The sequence below is a fragment of the Bradyrhizobium sp. SZCCHNR1053 genome, assembly GCF_032381235.1.
In the GTDB taxonomy this organism is placed as follows: Bacteria; Pseudomonadota; Alphaproteobacteria; order Rhizobiales; family Xanthobacteraceae; genus Bradyrhizobium.
In genome coordinates this window covers 11,277-32,017 of record NZ_JAUHJM010000006.1, presented here as the reverse complement: position 1 = coordinate 32,017, position 20,741 = coordinate 11,277, and the positions used below count along the sequence as shown (strand labels likewise).

At 64.8% G+C, this 20,741-nt stretch carries 20 protein-coding genes and 1 pseudogene; 18 read left to right on the top strand and 3 right to left on the bottom strand.

The annotated features are described in order from the left end of the window. The first annotated feature begins 5 nt into the window (after window positions 1-5). From QX051_RS16350 to QX051_RS16320, 7 genes are read left to right on the top strand one after another with little or no spacing between them, the layout of a single operon-like run. Window positions 6-650 (top strand): amino acid ABC transporter permease, encoded by a 645-nt coding sequence (locus QX051_RS16350; RefSeq protein WP_315776817.1) that lies wholly within the window; start codon window positions 6-8, stop codon window positions 648-650. After that, window positions 647-1,303 (top strand): amino acid ABC transporter permease, encoded by a 657-nt coding sequence (locus tag QX051_RS16345; RefSeq protein ID WP_315705368.1) that lies wholly within the window; start codon window positions 647-649, stop codon window positions 1,301-1,303. Before QX051_RS16350 ends, QX051_RS16345 begins: the two co-directional genes overlap by 4 nt. 13 nt (window positions 1,304-1,316) lie before the next feature. Continuing rightward, the gene (locus tag QX051_RS16340; protein ID WP_315739207.1) at window positions 1,317-2,084 is read left to right on the top strand and encodes an amino acid ABC transporter ATP-binding protein; all 768 of its coding nucleotides are present in this window, start codon (window positions 1,317-1,319) and stop codon (window positions 2,082-2,084) included. A 27-nt stretch (window positions 2,085-2,111) separates the two neighbouring features. Next, window positions 2,112-2,504, top strand: coding sequence for a RidA family protein (locus tag QX051_RS16335; protein ID WP_315776816.1), 393 nt, complete (start codon window positions 2,112-2,114; stop codon window positions 2,502-2,504). Between the two features lie 11 nt (window positions 2,505-2,515). Next, window positions 2,516-3,118 carry an urea carboxylase-associated family protein gene (locus tag QX051_RS16330; RefSeq protein ID WP_315776815.1) on the top strand — a complete coding sequence of 201 codons (603 nt, stop codon included), beginning with the start codon at window positions 2,516-2,518 and terminating at the stop codon, window positions 3,116-3,118. Further along, window positions 3,115-3,924: an urea amidolyase associated protein UAAP1 gene (locus QX051_RS16325; RefSeq protein WP_315776814.1), complete on the top strand. Its 810-nt coding sequence runs from the start codon at window positions 3,115-3,117 to the stop codon at window positions 3,922-3,924. The genes QX051_RS16330 and QX051_RS16325 overlap by 4 nt, the downstream gene beginning before the upstream one ends. Window positions 3,925-3,935: 11 nt before the next feature. Beyond that, complete coding sequence (locus tag QX051_RS16320; protein WP_315776813.1) at window positions 3,936-4,565, top strand: urea amidolyase associated protein UAAP2; 630 nt, start codon at window positions 3,936-3,938, stop codon at window positions 4,563-4,565. 54 nt (window positions 4,566-4,619) lie between these two features. Here QX051_RS16320 and QX051_RS16315 read toward each other — a convergent pair. After that, window positions 4,620-5,254, bottom strand: a pseudogene (locus QX051_RS16315) (NAD(P)/FAD-dependent oxidoreductase); the annotation flags it as partial. Window positions 5,255-5,477: 223 nt separating this feature from the next. Next, window positions 5,478-6,413, bottom strand: coding sequence for a LysR family transcriptional regulator (locus QX051_RS16310; RefSeq protein WP_315776811.1), 936 nt, complete (start codon window positions 6,411-6,413; stop codon window positions 5,478-5,480). Window positions 6,414-6,549: 136 nt separating this feature from the next. Here QX051_RS16310 and QX051_RS16305 point away from each other — a divergent pair, with 136 nt between their 5' ends. The 9 genes from QX051_RS16305 (at window position 6,550) to QX051_RS16265 (ending at window position 16,228) form a co-directional block, all read left to right on the top strand. After that, window positions 6,550-7,860, top strand: coding sequence for a cation:dicarboxylate symporter family transporter (locus QX051_RS16305; protein ID WP_315776810.1), 1,311 nt, complete (start codon window positions 6,550-6,552; stop codon window positions 7,858-7,860). Window positions 7,861-7,865: 5 nt separating this feature from the next. Next, window positions 7,866-8,897, top strand: coding sequence for a PdxA family protein (locus QX051_RS16300; protein ID WP_315777025.1), 1,032 nt, complete (start codon window positions 7,866-7,868; stop codon window positions 8,895-8,897). Next, a complete protein-coding gene (locus tag QX051_RS16295) occupies window positions 8,887-10,344 on the top strand; it encodes an MmgE/PrpD family protein (protein ID WP_315776809.1) in 1,458 nt (485 codons plus the stop codon). Before QX051_RS16300 ends, QX051_RS16295 begins: the two co-directional genes overlap by 11 nt. 17 nt (window positions 10,345-10,361) lie before the next feature. Beyond that, window positions 10,362-11,798, top strand: coding sequence for an MmgE/PrpD family protein (locus tag QX051_RS16290; protein WP_409998106.1), 1,437 nt, complete (start codon window positions 10,362-10,364; stop codon window positions 11,796-11,798). A 9-nt stretch (window positions 11,799-11,807) separates the two neighbouring features. Next, window positions 11,808-11,969, top strand: a complete 162-nt coding sequence (locus QX051_RS16285; RefSeq protein WP_315776807.1) for a hypothetical protein — start codon at window positions 11,808-11,810, stop codon at window positions 11,967-11,969. 159 nt (window positions 11,970-12,128) lie between these two features. Continuing rightward, the gene (locus QX051_RS16280; protein WP_315776806.1) at window positions 12,129-13,127 is read left to right on the top strand and encodes an MBL fold metallo-hydrolase; all 999 of its coding nucleotides are present in this window, start codon (window positions 12,129-12,131) and stop codon (window positions 13,125-13,127) included. A 56-nt stretch (window positions 13,128-13,183) separates the two neighbouring features. Continuing rightward, window positions 13,184-13,993 (top strand): transporter substrate-binding domain-containing protein, encoded by an 810-nt coding sequence (locus QX051_RS16275; protein WP_315776805.1) that lies wholly within the window; start codon window positions 13,184-13,186, stop codon window positions 13,991-13,993. A gap of 265 nt (window positions 13,994-14,258) precedes the next feature. Then, window positions 14,259-15,557: an MFS transporter gene (locus QX051_RS16270; RefSeq protein ID WP_315776804.1), complete on the top strand. Its 1,299-nt coding sequence runs from the start codon at window positions 14,259-14,261 to the stop codon at window positions 15,555-15,557. Next, window positions 15,554-16,228, top strand: coding sequence for a GlcG/HbpS family heme-binding protein (locus QX051_RS16265; RefSeq protein ID WP_315776803.1), 675 nt, complete (start codon window positions 15,554-15,556; stop codon window positions 16,226-16,228). Before QX051_RS16270 ends, QX051_RS16265 begins: the two co-directional genes overlap by 4 nt. A gap of 67 nt (window positions 16,229-16,295) precedes the next feature. On the opposite strand, the gene QX051_RS16260 is transcribed toward QX051_RS16265, so the two are convergent. Further along, complete coding sequence (locus tag QX051_RS16260) at window positions 16,296-17,267, bottom strand: LysR substrate-binding domain-containing protein (protein ID WP_315776802.1); 972 nt, start codon at window positions 17,265-17,267, stop codon at window positions 16,296-16,298. 156 nt (window positions 17,268-17,423) lie between these two features. Here QX051_RS16260 and QX051_RS16255 point away from each other — a divergent pair, with 156 nt between their 5' ends. Together QX051_RS16255 and QX051_RS16250 are read left to right on the top strand one after the other, a co-directional pair. Next, the gene (locus tag QX051_RS16255) at window positions 17,424-18,878 is read left to right on the top strand and encodes an aldehyde dehydrogenase family protein (RefSeq protein ID WP_315776801.1); all 1,455 of its coding nucleotides are present in this window, start codon (window positions 17,424-17,426) and stop codon (window positions 18,876-18,878) included. 30 nt (window positions 18,879-18,908) lie between these two features. Further along, the gene (locus QX051_RS16250) at window positions 18,909-20,699 is read left to right on the top strand and encodes a thiamine pyrophosphate-binding protein (RefSeq protein WP_315776800.1); all 1,791 of its coding nucleotides are present in this window, start codon (window positions 18,909-18,911) and stop codon (window positions 20,697-20,699) included. Window positions 20,700-20,741: the final 42 nt, after the last annotated feature.

Here is a 20,741-nt window from a genome sequence, read left to right as displayed (position 1 = left end):
CGGCGATGAGCGCGGCCGACGTGCTCGCCATCCTGCAGGGCGCCGTGGTCACGGTGACGCTGTCCTTGGTCGGCATCCTGATCGGGCTGCCGATCGGCCTTGGCCTTGCGCTGCTGCGCTGGGCCGATGTTCCCGTCGTCGCCCGCATGGTCGCCGTCTATGTCTCGGTGCTGCGCGCGACCCCGCTCGTGACGTTGCTGCTGCTGCTGTTCTTCGCGCTGCCCAATGTCGGGATCGCAATCGGGCCGGTGTCGGCGGCGATCCTGGCGCTGGTGATGAACACCTCGGCGTTCAACTGCGAGGTCTGGCGCGCCGCTCTGATGAACTTCCCGAAGGAGCAGTACGAGGCCGCGCAGTCGGTCGGCATGCATGCGAGCCTGCGCTTACGCCGCATCGTCCTGCCGCAGATCGTGCGGGTCAGTCTGCCCGGGCTCGTCAACGAGATGTCGCTGCTGATCAAGGTCACGCCGGTGCTGGCGGTCGTCGGCGTCGTCGACATCACCCGCGCGGCGGTGCGCATCGGCGCCGAGACCTATGAGCCGCTGCCGCCGTTCCTGGTCGCCATCGCGATGTATGCGCCGATCGTGTTCGCGCTGGTCTCGCTGCAGCGCTTCATCGAGCGGCGCCAGCTCGCAGCCGAGGCCGCATGATCCGGGATTTCGCCATCGTCTGGAGCGAGCGGGGTCTGCTGCTGAGCGGTCTCGGCAACACCACGATCCTCTCGGTGCTGTCGGCGATCGCCGGGCTCGTGATCGCCTTCGTGCTGACGCCGGCCCTGATGTCGAAGCGGCGCTGGCTGGCGCTCACCGTGCGCGTGTTCGTCGACGGCATGCGCTGCGTGCCGTTCCTGCTGTTCGCCTACATCGTCTACTACGGTTTGCCCTCGTTTGGCATTAGGCTCGACAATTGGAGCTCGGGGCTGGTGGCGCTGACCGTCTATCACGCCGCCTATCTCGCCGAGATCCTGCGCGGCGCCTGGGCGGCGCAGCCGCGCGAGCCGATCGAAGCCGGCGTCGCCTTCGGCTTCTCCGGGGCGCGATTGTTCCGCCGCATCATCCTGCCGCCGCTGCTGCTCGCCGCAGGTCCTGTCATCGGCAACCAGATGATCCAGATCGTCAAGGACAGCGCTTTTCTAACTATCATCGCACTGCCCGAGCTGACGCATGCCGCGAGCTCGATCCAGTCGCGCCACTACGTGCCGTTCGCCGCCTTCATCACCGCCGTGATCCTGTATTGGGGGCTCTGCCTCGTGATCGAGGCGGGTGTCAGCGGCATCGACCGGCTGGCCGCGGCGCGGCGCTGAGAAGGAGCCCGGGATGACCGACGACATGGCCGTGCTCGACGTCGCCGGCATTTCCAAGCGGTTCGGCGAGCTCGAGGTGCTCTCCGATATCAGCTTCACGGTGACGCGCGGCGAGACGGTCTGCGTGCTCGGCCCGTCCGGCTCCGGCAAGTCGACCCTCCTTCGCTGCATCAACTGGCTGGAGCGGCCGGATGCCGGCCAGATCTATCTCAACGGAGACCGCATCGGCATCAACAATGGTGGCGTCGTTATGTCCGACCGTGAGCTGTCGCGGGTCCGCACGCGGATCGGCATGGTGTTCCAGCATTTCGCGCTGTGGCCACATCTGACGGTCCTTCAGAATCTCATGGAGGCGCCGGTGCAAGTGCAGAAGCGTCCCGTGGCCGAGGTGCGCGAGGAGGCGATGGCGCTGCTCGCCAAGGTCGGGCTCTCCGACAAATGCGATGTGTTCCCGGCGCGGCTGTCCGGTGGGCAGAAGCAGCGCGTCGGCATTGCGCGTGCGCTGGCGATGAAGCCGGACGTCCTCTTGTTCGACGAGCCGACCAGCGCGCTCGATCCGGAGCTGGTCGGCGAGGTGCTGGTGGTGATGCGCGAGCTTGCACGCGAGGGCCGCACGATGGTGATCGTGACCCACGAGATGGGCTTTGCTCGCGAAGCCGCCACCCGCATTCTGTTTCTCGATCGCGGCCGCGTGGTCGAGACCGGGCCTCCGGAGCGCTTCTTCGTCAACCCGGAAACCGAACGCGCGCGCCAGTTCATCCAGCGCTACGCCGCCGGATGAGCCAGAAACAACGCGAGGAGATACGCCATGGATCCGATCTATCATCTGCTCCCGGATGCGCCGAAGCCGGTCACTCCCTATAGCCATGCGGTGCAGGCCGGTCCGTTCCTGTTCGTCACCGGCCAGCTCGCGACCGATCCCGATGACGACGCGCTGCCGCTCCCGGACGGTATCGACGCGCAGACCCGCAAGGTCATGGATAACCTCGCGCGTGTGCTGAAGGGCTGCGGCATGAGCTTCGCGAACGTCGTGTTCGCCCGCATCTACCTGATCGAATTCAAGCGCGACTACGCCGCGATGAACGCGATCTTCTCCAGCCATTTCGACGATGCGCAGCGGCCTGGCCGGACCACGATCGGCGTCTGCGATCTGGCGCGCGGCGGCATCGTCGAGATCGACATGGTCGCCTACAAGCCCTGAAGGAGAGAGCGATGGATCCGATCGAGATTCCGGCGCGGCGCGGCAAGGCGGCGCTCGTCACGGCCGGCCAGGTGGTCACCGTGATCAATACCCATGGTGAGCAGGTGGTCGACACCTGGGCGTTCAATCGCGCCGACTTGTCGGAGTTCATGTCGAACGAGCACACGCGGGCGCATTCGCTGCATCTGGTGCCGCGGCCGGGAGACGTGCTGCGGACCAACAAGCGCCGGCCGATCCTGACCTTGATCGAGGATACTTCGGGCGGCATTCACGACACTCTGATCGCCGCCTGCGACCGCTATCGCTACGCGTTTCTCGGGCACGAGGGCCACCACGACAATTGCACCGACAATCTGTTCGCCGGCATGGCCGAGCTCGGCCTGACGCCGCCGGAGGTGCCGAGCCCGCTCAATCTGTTCATGAACATTCCCTGGGAGGCCGACGGCACGCTCGGCTTTGCCGCGCCGCCGCGCCCCGTTCCCGGCGGCCAAGTGCGCTTGCGCGCGGAGATGGATCTGGTGATCGCGTTCTCCGCCTGTCCGCAGGATATCCTGCCGATCAACGGCAAGGCCGGACGGCCGGTCGAGGCGCATTTCACGGTGACATCAGCATGAGCGGAGAGACCAAGGCGGAGCGGGCCGCCGCCAACCGCCGCCGCTACGAGGAGCTGCGCGCGGCGGGGCAGGAGCTGAAGCAGCTGCCGCCGCCGACCGCGCGCGACGGTGCGCCGATCACAGCGAACGCGATCATCCAGACCGAGCAGGTGCCGCCCGGCTGGCACGCGACGATGCGGCTGTCGCGCGGCGAGGCGCTGCGCATCAGCGATGATCTTGGCCGCTCCAGCGTCTCGCTGCTGGCGTGGCGCAGCGAGGATCCGTGCGAGCGGATCAACTGCGCCGACACCGTGAAGGTGCAATGGAGTGCGGCGCTGTCGAAGGGCCGGATGATCCTGTCGGACATGGGACGGGTGCTGCTCTCGGTGATCGAGGATACGTCCGGCGCGCATGACCTTCTGGTCGGCGGCTCGACCCCTGACTCGACGTTGTCGGCCTATGGCGAAGTGACGCGCAACACGCAGGCGAATTTCATCTTGGCCGCTGCCAAGATCGGACTGGGCCTGCGCGACATCCCGCCTTGCGTGACCTTTTTTGCGCCGGTGACGACGGACGCAAACGGCCGCTTCGTCTGGCACGCGGAGCGCAAACTCTCCGGCGATTTCGTCGCTCTGCGCGCCGAGATGAACCTGATCGTCGCCGTCTCCAACTGCGCCCATCCGCTCGATCCGGCGCGACCCGCAGCGACCGCGCCGATCACGCTGATCCGGCACCGGCTGCCGCCGCCCGCGGCCGACGACGTCTGCCGCACGGCGTCGCCGGAAGCGTTGCGTGCCTACGCATTCACCGATCGGCTGTTCGCCTGAGGAGCGTGGTCATGTCATCGATTGATCTGGGCCGCATCGTCTATGCCTTCGACATTCCCGCCGAGCAGCCCTGGTCGCGGGTGCTGAAGAGGGGCCAGACGCTCCGCATCATCGACAGCGAGGGCGAGCAGGCGGTGGACGCGCTGATCTATGTCGCGGAGGACACCGCCGAGCGCTACAGCGCGCAGGACACCTTGCGCGTCCAGGGCTCGGCCTATCTCGAGCTCGGCACGCGGCTGATCTCCAACCGCGGACGGGTGATGGCGCGGATCACCGCCGACACCTGCGGCCGCCACGACACCTCTGCGGGCTGCTGCTCCTGCGAGAGCAATGCGGTCCGTTTCGGCGAGGCGACGCGCTACCTGCATGCCTGCCGGGAGAATTTCATCCTGGAGCTGTCGCGCTACGGCCTGACCAAGTGCGACATCGTCTCCAACCTGAACTTCTTCATGAACGTGCCGATCGAGCCCTCCGGCAATTTCACCGTGCTCGACGGCCCGTCCGCGCCGGGCAACTACGTCGACGTGACCGCGGAGATGGACGTGCTGTTCGTGATCTCGAACTGTCCGCAGGTGAACAATCCATGCAACGGTTTCGATCCGACTCCGATCCGTTTGGAGATCAGGGAAGCGACGGCATGAACCCTTGCTGCTGCAGGCGCACGCTCGTCGGACCGACATGCGGCGAGAGGCGCCTCAACTCGCCTCGTCGCGCAGGTGATACCAGCGATAGAGCAGGCGCTGGCCGATGCGGCGGAACGGCCCGAAGGGATGCGTCGGCAGCGCCGAGGTGAAGATCGGCAGATCCTGCCCCTTGAAGGCTTGGCCCGCGAGCATCTGCGCCATCCGGCGGCCGGCCTGCGCCGAATAGGAGACGCCGTTGCCGCCATAGCCGAGCGCATAGACCAGCTTCGCCTGGGCATCGGGACGCACGATGCGCGGCATCATGTCGTGGCTGACATCGACCCAGCCCCACCACGAATAATCGATCTCGATGCCTGTGAGCGCGGGAAACTTGCGATGCAGGCCGTCGATCAGGAGCTGGAGGTGCCGGTCATGCGTAGCGTCGGCGCCGGTGATGGCGCTCCGGCTGCCGATCTGGACGCGGTCGTCCGGCAGCAGCCGGTAGTAGAAGCGCAAAGTGCGCGTGTCGGAGATCACCTGCCGGGTCTTGAAGCCGGTCGCCGCGAGCTCGGCCGCAGTGAGCGGGCGCGTCACCAGCGAGTTCGACAGGATCGGCATGCAGCGGCCGGACAATTCCGGCGTCAGCCCAGCGAGGTATAGGCGCCGGTGGCGATGCCGACGCCGTTCGCGGTCACATTGCCGCCGGGGGGACTGTAGACCCGATATTTGTGATCAAGCTATGCGATCTTGGGACAAGTGAGGTCGAGGCAGAGGCGATTGCCGGCAGACATCTCGTTATGCCTGCCCAGAGACATGAATCGAGCCGTAGCGGGTCGAAGAGGCGCAGGAAATGCGGAAATGGAGCGCGAGGCCGAAGCCCTGCCTGGGCTGACCTCAACGCTGGCTGTGCAACCAATTCCCGCCAATTGGCTAAGTGGCTACCAGCTTCCTTGCGGTGCTCCAAAGACTCTCAGCGGCATGGATCATCCGCGCCCGTGCGCGGATGAGGCATATGTTGATCTTGATGTCCCAGTCCTTCGGGCCGGCTCTCACCAATCGGCCGCTCTGGAGATCGAGCTCGACCAGGCTGCGTGGAGCCCAGGTGATCCCGCGGCCTTCCCGGGCCATGTTGATGAGCAGCATCACCGGTGCTGAGAAGCTGGGGAGCAGCATGGCGCTTGGCTGCTTCGTCGCGAGGAAGGCGGTCACGATGCGGCCCACGCCTGAACCCGGATGATAGGCGAGATAGGGCAGCGGCTTGTCCGCAGAGCCAGGCAGCGCAAACCGCGGCATCGATTGCCGCCGGTGACCGCTGCGCGTGACGGCCCTGTAACCGGTCGCGCTGATCGGGACCAGGACGTCGTCGGCGAGATCGATGCGCTGAAAGCGATCGTTGTCCAGGCGGCTGGCGAGCGATGGGTGGTAATGCGCCAGCATGAAATGCGCATGGGCCTCAAGCAGGAGCTTCTCACACCCGGCGAAGTTCGACGCCACGAGTTGAACAGCGGAACCGGATCGCGCACGATCGACCCGGCGGATCCAGTCCGGAAAGAACGTCTGCGACAGTGCGTGGGTGGCGACGAATTGAACGGTCTCGGCCTTGAGGCGAGCCGCTTCCAGGGCCTCCTCGCGGCCGTTTGACAGCCTGCGAATGACGTCCTCCGCCACCGGACGAAAACTCTCCCCTGCCGGCGTCAGCTTCACGACATGGGTGCTGCGCTCGAACAGAGGCGCTCCAAGCCACGCTTCCAGCGACTTGATCCGCCGGCTCAAGGCCGGCTGCGTCACGTGCCGGCGCAGCGCTGCGCGGGAGAAGCCGCCGTCCTCCGCAATAGCGAGGAAATCCTCGATCCAGCTCAGGTCCATGATGCCAATTCGTTATTGAATTATTCCAATCTGGCATTAGCACCGCGGCACCGGCTGGTCCAATGTCAGGCCAAAGATAAGGGCCGCGGAGACGCTGTTTGCAGCGCCGAAGAGCACGAGGCGGGAGGACACGGAATTGACGATCACAACGACTCCTTTGTCCGAGGCGCTCCCGACGCAGGCTGCTGCGCCTCGTGCCGGCTCGCTTTGGCTGGAGCCTTATGTCCTGATCGTGGCGGGCGCCGTGCTCGGCGCACTCGTCGGCGCGCTGTTTCCGGCTGCGGCACTCGAATTCAAACCGCTCGCCGACGGCTTCATCTCGCTCATCAAGGTCACGATCGCGCCGCTGGTGTTCCTGGTCGTGGTGACCGGCATCGCGCAGGTCGGCGACATGAAGGCGGTCGGGCGCATCGGACTCAAGGCGTTCCTGTATTTCGAAATCGTCACGACGCTCTGCCTGCTGTTCAGCTTCGTCGTGGTGCGATGGGTCCAGCCCGGCGCGGGTGTGGCGCACGCCACCCCGCAACAGGCCGAAGCGGTGGCCCGCTATGCGCAGACCCATGTCGGCTCGTTGTCGGCGTATATCCAGCACATGATCCCCGAAAGCTTCTTCGGCGCGTTTGCCAGCGGCGACGTGCTTCAGGTTCTCGTGCTCGCGCTGCTGTGCGGCATCGGCCTCTTGATGCTCGGCGAAAAGGCGCTGTCGCTGCGCTCGGGCATGGAGCGGTTGACCGCGCTCGTGTTCAGCGTGGTCCATGTCGTCGTCATGCTGGCACCGATCGGGGCCTTCGGCGCCATGGCTTTCACGGTCGGCAAGTTCGGCGCCGCCACATTGTACGCCCTCGCGCTCCTGGTCGGGACGGCCTGGGCGATGATGGCGTTCTTCATCTTCGTCGTCCTGGGAATGATCTGCCGTCTGGTCGGCATCCGGCTGATGGACCTGCTCCGGCTGTTGCGCCCCGAGCTTCTCGTCGTGCTCGGAACGTCGTCGTCGGAGACCGCGATTCCCGGAATGATGGAGAAGCTGCCAAGGGCGGGGGTGGGACGCGCCGTGACCGGTCTCGTCATTCCGTCCGGCTACTCCTTCAATCTCGACGGCGTGGCGCTGACATTGCCGCTGAGCACGATCTTCGTGGCGCAGGTCTACGGCATCGAGCTGAGCACGGCGCAGCAGTTGAGCCTGTTTGTCGTGATGCTGTTCACCAGCAAGGGCGCAGCCGGTGTCACGGGCGGGGCGTTCGCCGCGTTGGCGGCGACCGTCGTTGCGGCCGGGCTGCCTGTCGAAGGCCTCGCGCTATTGCTCGGAGTAGACCGCTTCATGTCGCTGGCGCGCGCCATCACCAACACGATCGGCAACGCAGTGGCCGCGATCGTGGTGGCGAAATGGGATGGTGAATTCGACCGCGACGATTGGGGGCGGGTCGTCCAGATGAAAGCAGCAAAGTAGGATCCATGGTTCTCTGTGAAGACTTGCCAATCGTGGCGCTGGTTCCCGGTGATTGCACCGGTATCGGTCCTGAGCAGACGGCGCGAATCCTCTCCGATCACCGGCTGGCCGATGCGGCGCGCCTCGTCGTGGTGGGCGATGCCCGCGTGCTGGAGATGGGAATGGCGCATGCCGGCGTGAGCTTCGATATCGAGCGGATCGGCTCCCCCAGCGAGGCTTCCTGGGCTTCTGGCAAGATACAGCTAATCGATCTCGGCAACACAGACCCGTCGAGGCACCCGATCGGAAAGGCCAGCGCCGAGTCCGGGCGACTCACCGGAGAGACGCTGTCGCGGGCGATCGATCTTGCCAAGGACGGCGCGATCAATGCCATCACCTTCGCGCCCTTGAACAAGCGGGCGATGTTCGACGGCGGCTGGAGGTACCCGGACGAGCACAAGATGTTCGCGGACCTGCTCGGGCACCGTACCTATTTTTCTGAAATGAACGTGCTGGATGGTCAATGGATGTCGCGCGTCACCGGGCACCAGTCCCTGCGCGAGGCGCTGAACGACATCAGCCCGCCGCGGATCACCGATGCGGTGGTCCTCGTCGACAGGATGATGCGGAGATCCGGAGTCGCCGCGCCGCGGATCGCCGTGGCCGCACTGAATCCGCATGCCGGCGAGGGCGGCTTGTTCGGTCGCGACGAGATCGAGATGATCAAGCCGACGGTCGAGGCGATTGCGAAAAAGGGCATTGTCTGCAGCGGTCCGTATCCGGCGGATACGGTTTACATTCGCGCCTTTGCCGGCGAGTTCGACAGCGTCGTCGCGATGTATCATGACCAGGGGCAGATCGCGACGAAGCTGCGCGGCTTCAATCGCGGAGTGACCGTCACGGCCGGCCTCGAGACCGTCTTCACCACGCCCTCGCACGGCACGGCGTTCGACATCGTCGGCAAGGGCGTCGCAAACACCGGCGCGCTCGAAAGCGCGGTCCGGCTCGCCGCGCAATTGGCCTCGTTCAAAGCCCGGGAGACGTTACATGCACACTGATCGCAGGACCCTGCTTCAGGCCGCCGCCGCTCTTCCCTTGTCCGCGGTCGGCGCGAATGCGGCTTTTGCACAGGCTGAGGCACCGGCGGCGCCCGCCGCGGCGCCGCCCAAGGAGGTCACGCGTACGCTTGCGCGGTACATCGTCTCGGCGGGATACGATGATCTGCCGGTCAAGGTCCGCAAGGAAGGCGTGAGGACGCTGCTGAACTGGGTCGGCGTCGCGATCGGCGGGTCGCGACATGAAACGGTTGATATTGCGGTTGCCGCGCTGGCACCGTTCTCAGGCCCGCAGCAGGCGTCGCTGTTCGGCCGGCGCGAGCGGTTCGACATCATGAACGCCGCCTTCATCAACGGCGTGTCCAGCCACATCTTCGATTTCGACGACACCCATCTGAAGACGATCATCCATCCGGCCGGCCCGGTGGTTTCGGCGATCATTGCGCTCTCGGAAATGCAGCCGGTCTCCGGAAAGGAGTTCTTGAATGCGCTCGTCCTCGGTGTCGAGACCGAGTGCAGGATCGGGAACGCCGTCTATCCGAACCACTACGATGTCGGCTGGCACATCACCGGGACCGCAGGGGTGTTCGGCTCGGCGGCAGCTGCCGGCAAGCTGTTGAAGCTCAACGAGCAGCAAATGACCTGGGCGCTGGGCCTCGCCGCGTCGCAGCCGGTCGGCCTGCGCGAATCGTTCGGGTCCATGAACAAGAGCTTCAACCCCGGCCGTGCGGCGTCAAACGGCATATTTGCCGCCCTTCTGGCGTCGAAGAATTTCACGTCGTCGGACGGGATGATCGAGGCGAAGCGCGGCTGGGCCAATACGATCAGCACCAAGCAGGACTATGGCGAGATCGTCGGCGATCTCGGCAAGCGTTACGAAGCCGCGCTCAACACCTACAAGCCGTTCGCCTGCGGCATCGTGCTGCATCCGGCAATCGACGCCGCGGTCCAGCTGCGCAACGAGAACAGGCTGACGGCCGACCAGATCGACCATGTCGATCTCAAGGTCAACCCGCTCGTGCTCGAGCTGACGGGCAAGAAGACGCCGCAGCAGGGGCTCGAGGGCAAGTTCAGCATCTATCACGCGGTGGCCGTGGCGATCGTGGAAGGCGCGGGCGGAGAGAAGCAGTTCAGCGATCGCGCGGTAACCGATCCGACGGTGCTGTCGCTGCGTAGCAAGGTCATTCCGGTCATCACGCCCGAGATCAAGCCGGAGCAGGTCGAGATGACGATCGTGCTGAAGGATGGGCGGAAGCTCAGCCGCCGCATCGAGCACGCCGTCGGCAGCGTTGAAGTGCCGATGACCGACCAGCAGCTCGAGGCGAAGTTCTCCGATCTCGCCGACGGCATCGTTCCGGCGGCGTCGATCCGGCGGATCATGGACGCCTGCTGGAATGTCGAGGGCCTGTCGAGCGCAGCCGACATCGCGAAGATGTCGGCGTCGGCCTGACGATGGCGAGGAGGGCCATGTCGTCGCGCCGCCGTCTGCTGCAATCGGCGGGGGCGTTTGCTGCGATCTCGGCGATGCCGATCCGTTTCTCCCGGGCCGCCGGCCCGGGCGTGACCGAGCGCCTGGCGCGCTACATGGTCGCGGCGCGTGACCAGGAGCTGCCGGAGCAGGTGATGCTCGCATGCAAGCACCGCATTCTCGATACGCTCGGTGCGATCGTCTCCGGTGCGCGTATGCATCCCGGCGAGATGGCGCTGAGATACGTGCGCAGCCTCGGCGGCGAGCCGCAGGCGTCCGTCGTCGGCTCCGACGTCCGGACGACGGCCGTCAATGCGGCGATGACCAACGCCATGTGCGCCCACGCCGACGAGACCGACGATTTCGAACCGGTCACCAAGGCGCATCCGGGGTGCGCGGTCATCCCTGCCGCGCTCGCTATGGCTGAACGGGAGCATCGCAATGGGCGCGACGTGATCCGCGCCGTTGTGCTCGGCTATGACCTGACCTGCCGCCTTCTGATGGCGCTCGGACCGGACCTCGTGCGCGGCTCGCACCGCAGTGCCGAGGGCACGTCGTCGACATTCGGCGCGCTCGGCGCGGCGGCCTCGCTGGCGCGGCTCGATGAGAGGGACATGCGTCACGCCATTTCCTATTCGGCGCAGCAGGTCTCAGGGCTGTGGAGCTGGGTCAAGGACAAGGACCACATCGAGAAGGCATTCGATTTCGCCGGAATGGGCGCGCGCAACGGTGTCATGGCGGTCGACATGGTGATGGCCGGGCTCACCGGCGTCGATGACGTGCTCGATGGCACCCACAACCTGTTCATCGCGCTGTCGAGCGATCCGAAGCCGGAGGAGATGGTCAAGGATCTCGGCAGCCGCTTCTACGTCACGGAGACCGCCATCAAGACCTTTTCGGTCGGCTATCCGATCCAGTCGCCGTTGGATGCGCTGCTGACGTTGCGCCGGCAGCACGCGCTGACCCCTGACAAGGTCCGCAGCATCCTGGTCAAGCTTCCGACCGACGCGATGGGCATCGTTGGCGACAGCGCCATGCCCGACGTGAACTGTCAGCATCTTGTCGCACTCGCACTGGTCAGGGGCGCCGTCTCATTCGCCGACAGCCATGATGTCGCGCTGATGCGCGACCCGACGATCCTGGAGCAGCGCGCGAAGGTGACGCTCGCGGGCGACAAGGGCCTGATGGATCCGGCCGCGCCACGCGGTGCGATCGTCGAGGTGACTCTGGTCGATGGCCGCAAGGTCGATCATTTCACTAGGCATCCGCCGGGCACCAGGGAGAATCCGCTGAGCACGGAGGCCGTCAACGCCAAGACCAGGGATCTGATGACGCCCGTTCTGGGGCGTGAGAAGACGGAGAAGCTGATCGACATGGTCGGGCGGCTCGAAGAAATCGACGACATCGGCCGGTTGCGCGCACTATTCGCGGCGTGATCGGCTGTCATGGCGATGAGAAGCGATATCGACGATCCCGACACTGGCTGGAAGGGACGAGGTCTGTGGACCACGACCGGCACGCGCGCGAGCTTCCACGGCGAGGGCGGCAAGGAGGCGTCGCCGAAGGTCTACAAGGTGCAGATGAGGCCTGATCCGCTGGCCCACTGAAGCAAAACGCCACGGGGAGCCTTCACGGGTCGTCCCGTTCTGGGACTGAGAGACATGAAGACGACATCACGACGCGAACTGACATGTCGATCAGGATCGTCTGAGGTCCCGCGCCGCGTTCAATTTCATCGTCGTTGGATCGACCAGAAGGAGGGGCACGTGATCAATCTCAACCGTCGTCAGTTGTTGGCCGGCGCAGCCTTGGCAGGGACTGCGGCCGCTACTCGCTTCGGCACGGCGCCCGCCGGAGCGGCTATGAATCCGGCCGGCGCGCAGGCAGCCGGCTTCTACCGCTACAAGGTGGGATCGTTCGAGTGCATGTCTATCAATGACGGTGCGCGCACGTTTCCGGTTCCGGACAAGTTCGTCACCAACGCGTCCAGGGAGGAGGCGGTCGCCGCCGCCGACGCCGCCTACATGCCGAAAGGGATGGTGACCATCCCCTTCAACCCCCAAATCATCAATACCGGCAGCAAGCTCGTGCTGATCGACACCGGGAACGGTGTGGCCAATCTCGAGCCCAGCAAGGGCGCGGTCGGCCGAACCCTGCAGAACCTTGCTGCGGCAGGCGTCGATCTGAAGGCCATCGATGTCGTGCTGCTGTCGCATCTGCACCCCGACCATACCAACGGCATCCGCGCAGCCGACGGATCGATGGCGTTCCCGAATGCCGAGATCATGGTGCCTGCGAAGGACTGGGACTTCTGGACCAGCGAGGACAACGCGGCCAAGGCGCAGTCCAGCGAGATGATGAAGAACTACTTCGCCAATGTGAGGAAAACCTTCGCCGGGATCGAGTCGAAGGTGACGAAATATGACTGGGACAAGGAGGTCGCTCCGGGGATCACGTCGATCGCGACCCCCGGCCACACGCCAGGTCACACCTCGTTCGCGGTCGCGTCGGGCAACGCGAAGGTTCTGATCCAATCCGATGTCACCAACATCCCGGAATTCTTCCTGCGACATCCGGATTGGCACGTCGTCTTCGACACCGACCCCGATCTTGCGCAGCAGACCCGCCACAAGTTCTACGACATGGCGGCGGCGGAGAAGGCGATCGTGATCGGATTCCACTTCGCGTTCCCGTCGGTCGGACACGTCGAGAAGGACGGCGCCGGCTATCGGCTGATCCCATCATCGTGGAATCCGACACTATGAAAGACCGGCACATTGTCAGCACGGCGGTACCCATGTCGGATCGCGCCAGACCACGCATGAAATCGACCGGTCCGCTTGCATCGCTTTGTTGTGCCATCGCAAGTCTTTGCTTGGGCTTCTCGGCCATGATGGCGGGAGCAGCTGCGCAGGATGCGCGCGAGATCGCTCCGACCGGCGTGTTGCGCGTCGCTGTTGCGGTCGGGCCGGCCGCCTCGGCGTTCTGGACGACACGCGATCCGGCGACAGGCAGGCCTGTCGGCGTGACAGTCGAACTGGCCAAGGCGGCCGCAGGCAAGCTCAATGTGCCGCTCGAGCTCGTAGAGTATCAGAGCTCGGACGAAATCGCGGCCGCCGGCAGCAAAGGCGCGTGGGATCTGTCCTTCATGCCTGCGGATCGGAAGCGAGAGCAGTTCGTCGATCAGGGACCCGCTTATGTCGCCTATATGAGCGGGTATCTCATTCGCGCCGGCTCAGACATCACCTCCGTTGCCGAGATCGACCGTCCGGGAATCCGGGTTGGCTGCATCGAAGGCACCTCGACGTCCAGAACGGTCGAGGCGAGCATGAAAAGTGCTAGCGTGACGAAATTCGTCAAGCCTGAAGAGGCCGCTGAATTGATCGGCCGGGGTCAGCTCGACGCCCTCGCCATGGGCATGGAAGCATTGGAGGAGCTATCGCGGCGCCTGCCGGGCAGCCGGGTCTTGAACGAGGTCATCCAATCAACGGGCGTCGTCGTGGTCGTCCCGAAGGGCAAAGTGACGGCGCGGGAGTGGGCGGCCCGGTTTCTTGCAGATGCCAAGGCGAATGGCACGGTACGCCGAGCGCTCGATCAAGGTGGATTTGTCACCGCCAAGATCGCCCCGTGATGCCGCGGTGAACTCCGGCCAAGCCATATCTTTGGCTTATGAGCGCCAACGCCAAATCGTATTTTGGCTGTCCTGGAATTCCGTCTATCTCCAATTGGCGGGCGATGAAGCTGTCGGCAATCATGATGGGCACGACCGGCAGGCCCGCGCAGAAAGTGCGCCTGCATGGTCCATGCGGCCACCCGATTGTACTGCACTCGCGCTTGTTCTCCCGGCCAACGAAGAAGCGCATCTGGTTCGCGTCCTGGCCTGAAAGTGAACGATCATGAAACTGGGCTGGTATTCCGAACTCGACGAGGTCGAACGCCGGACGTATTGGGCCTGCTTCGCGGGCTTTGGTCTCGATTCGTTGGATTCGACGATCTATGCGCTGGTCATCCCGGCGCTGATTGCAACAATCGGACTGACGCGCCCTGAAGCCGGCTATCTCGCGACCGCAGCCCTCGTCGGTGCAGCTGTCGGTGGCTGGGGCGGAGGGATCCTTGCCGATCGCATCGGCCGCATCAAAGTCCTGCAACTGACGATCCTCTGGGTTGCCCTGTTCACGCTCGCATCGGCTTTCGCGACCGGCTTCAACTTCTTGCTGATCGTGCGTTTTCTCCAGGGCCTTGGCTACGGCGGTGAGGCGGCCGTGGGTGGCGTCCTGATCAGCGAGGTCGTGAGGCCCGCGCTGCGCGGCCGGGTGGCCGCGTCGGTGCAGAGCAGCTACGCGGTGGGTTATGCCATTTCCGTCGCGCTGCTCCCCGTCATTACATCGCTGTTTCCTGAAGAGCTCGGCTGGCGCGTGTTCTTTGCCGTCGGCATCGCGCCGGCCTTTCTCGTGTTCTTCATTCGCCGCCTTGTGCCGGAGTCCGGGCTTTATCGTCAAAGCCGCGCGGACAAGATAGCCGGACTGCCGGCCTGGACGATCTTCACCAGGGCCCATGTGCGGCGTACCGTGGCGGCGGTCACGATGGCCACCGGCATTTTCGGCGGTGCCTATGTGATGATCACGTGGCTGCCGACCTATCTGCGCACCGTCCTCAACCTGACCGTGGGGAGCAGTGCAGGCTATCTTGCCATGAACATCCTGGGTTCGTTGGTCGGACCGTTGCTCTATGGCTGGCTTTCGGATCGCACGGGCCGGCGTCCCGCGTTCATGATCTTCCTGCTATGCCAGGCCGTGAACGCGAGCATCTACCTGCTTGCTCCGATCGGCGCCAACACGACAATCCTGCTCAGCTTCTTTCTGGGCGCGTTCCAGGGTGGGTTGGCATCAGGAATGTTGCCGACCTTTGCCGAATTGTTTCCGACCGAGATTCGTGCGAGCGGGCAGGGTTTCTGCCTCGGTGGCGGGCGTGGGTTTGGCTCGGTCGTGCCTGCGACCGTGGGCGTGCTTGCTGCGTCGCATCCTCTTGGCTTGTCGATGGGCCTTTGCGCGCTCGCCGCCTATGGACTTGCTTTCATCGCCGCGATGGCTTTGCCCGAGACGAGCGGCGCTGACCTGCAGCGTATGACACCGTTGGAGATGCAAACAGGGCACCCCGAAGATATCGGCAGCTTGGAAGCGCGGCGGTCGGAATGAAGCGTAGAGACGCGCCGGGTGCCGCCGGCGCGGAGCGCGCGCCAACGGAGGCAGAGAACGACACGCCTCGTCGAGCGAAACAAGGCGTCCAGGCTGGCCGACGAGCACGGAGAAAGCAACAGGGTCGGGAGGAAGACATGTACTATCGGACCATTTTGAGCATCATCGCATGCGTCGCAGCTTTGCACTTATCGAGCAGCCTCGCCCAGACATCGAACACCGACAACCCCAACGACGCGGTCGCGGATGCACTGAATCCGCCTCCTTATGGCGACCCGATCAGCCTGGAGATGGCCAAGAAGGTGGCTGCTGCGGCCGTTGCCGAGACGACGAAGCGCAACTGGAACGCATTCTGCATCGCCGTGGTCAATCCGAGCGGCGATCTGGTCTATTTCGAAAAGCAGGACAATTGCCAATATGCGTCGATCGGCTTGTCTCAGCACAAGGCGCGCACGGCGGCACGTTATCGACGCCCCACGCTGGTGTTCGAGACGTTGCTCGGCAAAGGCGCGTATTTCGCCTATCTCGCCACGCTCGATGACGTGATCGCATCGCGGGGCGGCAATCTGCTGATGGTGGACGGCAAGATCATCGGTGCCGTCGGTGTGAGTGGTGGGTCGGGCGCCCAGGACAACGTCGTATCTCTGGCCGGGCAGGCGGCGCTGAAGTAGACGAGACCGGGCCGGGGGCGGATCGCGATGCAGTCGCGATCCGCCGGTCAGACGGTCGGCGCGTGCGCTAGGCCGCCGGCGGGATCGCGGAAGACATGGAGTCGTCGACCAGGCTGACGCCGCGCCATTGTCCGGATGTGACGAGCGTTCGCGCCATATCCTGGAGCTCCTTGGCGACGGCAAGGGCTGCAGGCGCCAACAGGTCCGGCTTGATCGAGTAGACATAGTTGCGTCGCGTGATCCGGGCGTCCGAGATCGGCAGGGCGCGCCAGTCCTCGCTGCTTCGTCCTCCTGCCTGCAGCGCCGACATCGGCTTGATGGTGACTCCGATGCCCTCACCGACGCAGCTCATCACCAGCGAGAGCGAATCGATCTCGGCGACCACATTCGGCGTGATGTTGCGCCGCTCGAACTCTGCAGCTACACGCCGGCGCAGGCCATGAGTTCCCGTCGGCAGGATCAGGGGCAGCTTTGCAACTTCTGCAACTGTGATGCTGCAACGGTGGCGCGGCACCAGCGGGCTGTCGGCAGGGAGAAGCACGAACAGTTCCTCGTCGAGCAGCGGAATCGCGTCGAGCTTGGACGACACGTCGTTGTTGAACAGGATGGCCAGGTCGAGCTGGCCAAGCCGCATCATGTGAGCGATGTGGCCGCTCATTCCCTCGACGACATTGAGCAGGATACCGGGATATTTGGCGCGGATGCACTTGGTGAGTGGCAGCCCGATCGCGAGCACGGTCGTTGCGGGTAAGCCGACCGACACCATGCCGCTCACCTCTGCCGAATCCTGGCGGGCAATCGACAGCGCATGGTCGAGCTGCCGCAGCATGAAACGGGCGTGATGGTAGAGCGCAAGGCCGTTCTCGGTCGGGATCACGCCGCGCGAGGAGCGCTGCAGCAAGGGCCTGCCCACTTCCTCCTCGAGCTTTGCGATCTGCTGGCTCAAGGCGGGCTGCGCAACGAACAGGCAGCGCGACGCCTTCGACAAACTGCCGCTCTCGACGATCTGGGCGAAATAGCGCAACTGACGCAAATCCATGGGCGGGCACCGCACTGCCGGGGAAGAACGAGACGTTTCCGCCGAGCTATATGCTCAGCTTATAGCAACTAATCCAAAACAGTATTTTTGCTAATGTCAATTTCTCTCTAAGGACGAGGGTAACAGGCGTAAGACCCCTTTGGGAGGAACCAGACGATGGCGGACGCTGCGGTTCAGAGACAGGCGTCGGCCGAACTGCCATCGTGCCGCCTCTTGATCGCCGGGGAATGGGTGAAGGGTACGCACACCGTCGCCGTGCTCGACAAATATCGCCTGCAGCCCGCCATGTCCGCGCATCTGCCGTCGCGCGAGCAGGTCCGCACCTGCATGATCGCCGCGGAGCGGGCGTTCCAAGCCAATGTGCTGACGCCCTATGATCGCGGCCTCATCCTCGATCGCGCTGCGGTCGAGCTAGAGAAGCGTGCGTCGGAGCTGGTGGAGGTGCTGCGCCAGGAGGCGGGCTTTCCACGCCGCGATGCAATGGGCGAAGTCCAGCGTTGTGCGACGACGTTTCGGCTCTCCGCCGAAGAGGCGCGGCGGCTGGCCGGCGAGATGGTGCCGATGGAAGGGGCCGCAGGCCAGAAAGGCCGTATCGGTTTCACCATCCGTGTGCCGCTCGGCGTCGTGGCCGCGATTACGCCGTTCAATGCTCCGCTCAATACGGTGGCGCACAAGGTTGCGCCTGCACTGGCGGCTGGTAACGCCGTGGTGCTGAAACCGTCGCTGCATACGCCGATGACGTCCTGCATCATGGCCGAGTGCCTGATCGCAGCCGGTCTGCCATCGGGCCTGATGTCGGTAGTCCATGGCGATAGCGAGGTTGCCGATTGGCTGATGAGCGAAGCTGCCGTGAAGTTCTTCGCTTTCACCGGCAGCACAGAAATTGGCCGCATCATCCAAAGCAAGGCGGGACTACGCCGAACCCAGATGGAGCTCGGCTCGATCTCGCACTGCCTGATCTGCGAGGACGCCGACCTCGATATTGCACTGCCGAAGGTCGTCAACGCCGGCTTCCGCAAGGCCGGCCAAGTCTGCACATCGATCCAGGTGCTGCTGGTGCAGCGTTCGCTGATAGGGCAGGTCGAGCAGAGACTTTCAGAGCTCGTTGCCGGGCTGCCCTACGGAGACCCCGGCGAGGACGACACCGTGGTGGGTCCCGTCGTCAGCGAGGCCGCGGCTCAGCGCATCGAGGCCTGGATCGCGCTGGCTGAGCAGAACGGCGCGCGGCGTCTGGTCGGTGGCGCGCGGGTGGGCGCCGTGGTTCCTCCAACGCTGCTCACGAATGTCGACAAGGCGACGCCGCTCGGCTGCCAAGAAGTGTTCGGACCCGTGATGTGCATCGCGCCCTTCGATGTGCTGGACGAGGCAATCGCGCGCGTCAACGACACACCCTATGGGCTTGCCACGGGCATTTTCACAAAGCGCTTGGACGAGGCTCTGCAGGCCGCGCGGCAATTGCAAGTCGGTGGCGTTCACATCAACGAGACGCCGAGCTCCCGCGTGGACCTCATGCCGTATGGCGGATCCAAGGACTCCGGGTTCGGCCGCGAAGGGCCGCATTACGCCATCCGCGAAATGAGCGAAGAGCGCATCGTGACGATCCTCGCATGACGCGGACCGCTACCTGACAGGGATCTGACCATGACCAAGATGAAGGGCGGCGAAGTCATCGCCGAATATCTCGTCAAGCAGAAGGTGCCTTTCGTGATCGGCATCTGCGGCCACGGCAACGTCGGCATCCTTGACGCGCTCTACCAGGTCCGTGATCGCGTCAAGCTGGTGTCGCCCCGCCACGAGCAATGCGCCGGTCACATGGCCGACACCTATTTCCGCGTCAAACACAGTCCGGTCGCGACCCTGACGTCGACCGGGCCGGGCTCGGCCAACATGGTGATGTCGCTCGCGACTGCGTTGTCGGACTCCTCGAGCTTCCTCGCGATCACCGCCAACGTTCCGACGTCGCAGGCCAATCGCGCACCGTTCCAGGAATTGTACGCGCACAACCAGGCTGATTTTGCCCAGGTGCTGCGCCCGGTGGTGAAGCGTTCGTTCCAGCCAAGCCGCGTCGACATGCTGCCGCTGGCGCTGCGCCAAGCCTTCGACACCATGGTCACGGGACGTCCCGGCCCGGTCAATCTCGATATCCCGTACAATGTTTTCCAGGAGGAGGCCGACGTCGAGCTGCCGCCGCTGTCGCATGTTCACGGCAGTCATCGGCCGAGCGCGAGCGAGGCCGACGTCACCAAGGCGCTCGATCTGATCGAAGCCGCCAGGCGGCCGGTGTTCTTCATCGGGCAGGGCACGACGCTCTCGGAGGCCGGTCCCGAGATCAGCGCGCTGCAGAGCCGCTACGGCATTCCAGTCATCACCTCGCCCAATGGCATGGGCTGTGTGCCGGCGGATGATCCACTGACGCTCGGCTTCATCGGCCGCAACGGCGCTTATCCCGCCAACCAGGCCGGCCGTCATGCCGATCTCGTGCTCTGCATCGGAACGCGTTTCGACGATCGCTCGTCGTCGAGCTGGCACCAGGGCTATTCCTGGAATTTCCCGTCGACCAGGCTGCTGCAGGTCGACATCGATCCGGCGGAGCTCGGCCGCAACTATCCGCCGACGCTCGGCATCATCGCCGACGCCAAGACCTTCGCCGGGCAACTGCTCGCGGCGCTGGAGCGTCGCCCCGCGATCCGCCGCGAAAATTTCGCGGCGTGGCGCGACCAGATCGGGACCTGGAAGGCGGAGTGGGAGGCGTTCGTGCGGCCGCACTTCAGCGCCGACACTACGCCGATCCGGCCGGAATATGTCGTCGGCGCCCTGCAGGACGTGCTGCCGGACGACGTCATCCTGTCGCTCGACTCCGGCGTGCATCACAACTGGTTCATGCAGTTCTGGCAGCCGAAGCGGCCGCAGAGCATGATGAACAGCTGGGGTTTTTCGTCGATGGGGTTCGGCGTCTGCGGCGTGCTCGGCGCGCAGCTGGCCGCGCCCGACCGTCCATGCGTCGCGGTGGTCGGCGACGGCGGCTTCATGATGGCGCCATATGTCGTCGCCACTGCCGTCGAATATGACCTGCCGTGCGTCTGGATCGTCTGGAACAACTTCGCCTGGAGCGCGATCCGCGATCTGCAGTATGGCCTGTTCGAGGGCCGCGAGCTCGGCACCGCGTTCTATCGCGGCAATCAGGGGCCCGGTGGGGATCGCTACAACCCCGACTTTGCCGCCTGGGCGCGCGCCTGCGGCGCTGACGGCGTGACGGTGACCCGCAGCGCCGACCTGCGCGGTGCAGTCGAGACCGCGATCAAGAACCGCCGCCCCTGCGTGATCGATCTGCATGTCGACGCCGAGGTGCGCCCGCCATCGACGGGCACCTGGGAGCTGCCGCCGATCCCATTCAAGGAGCCGGTGTTCGGCAAGCCTTACAAACGCGACTGACGATACAAAACAAAGATAACAACATCGAGAGGGAGGAGCACC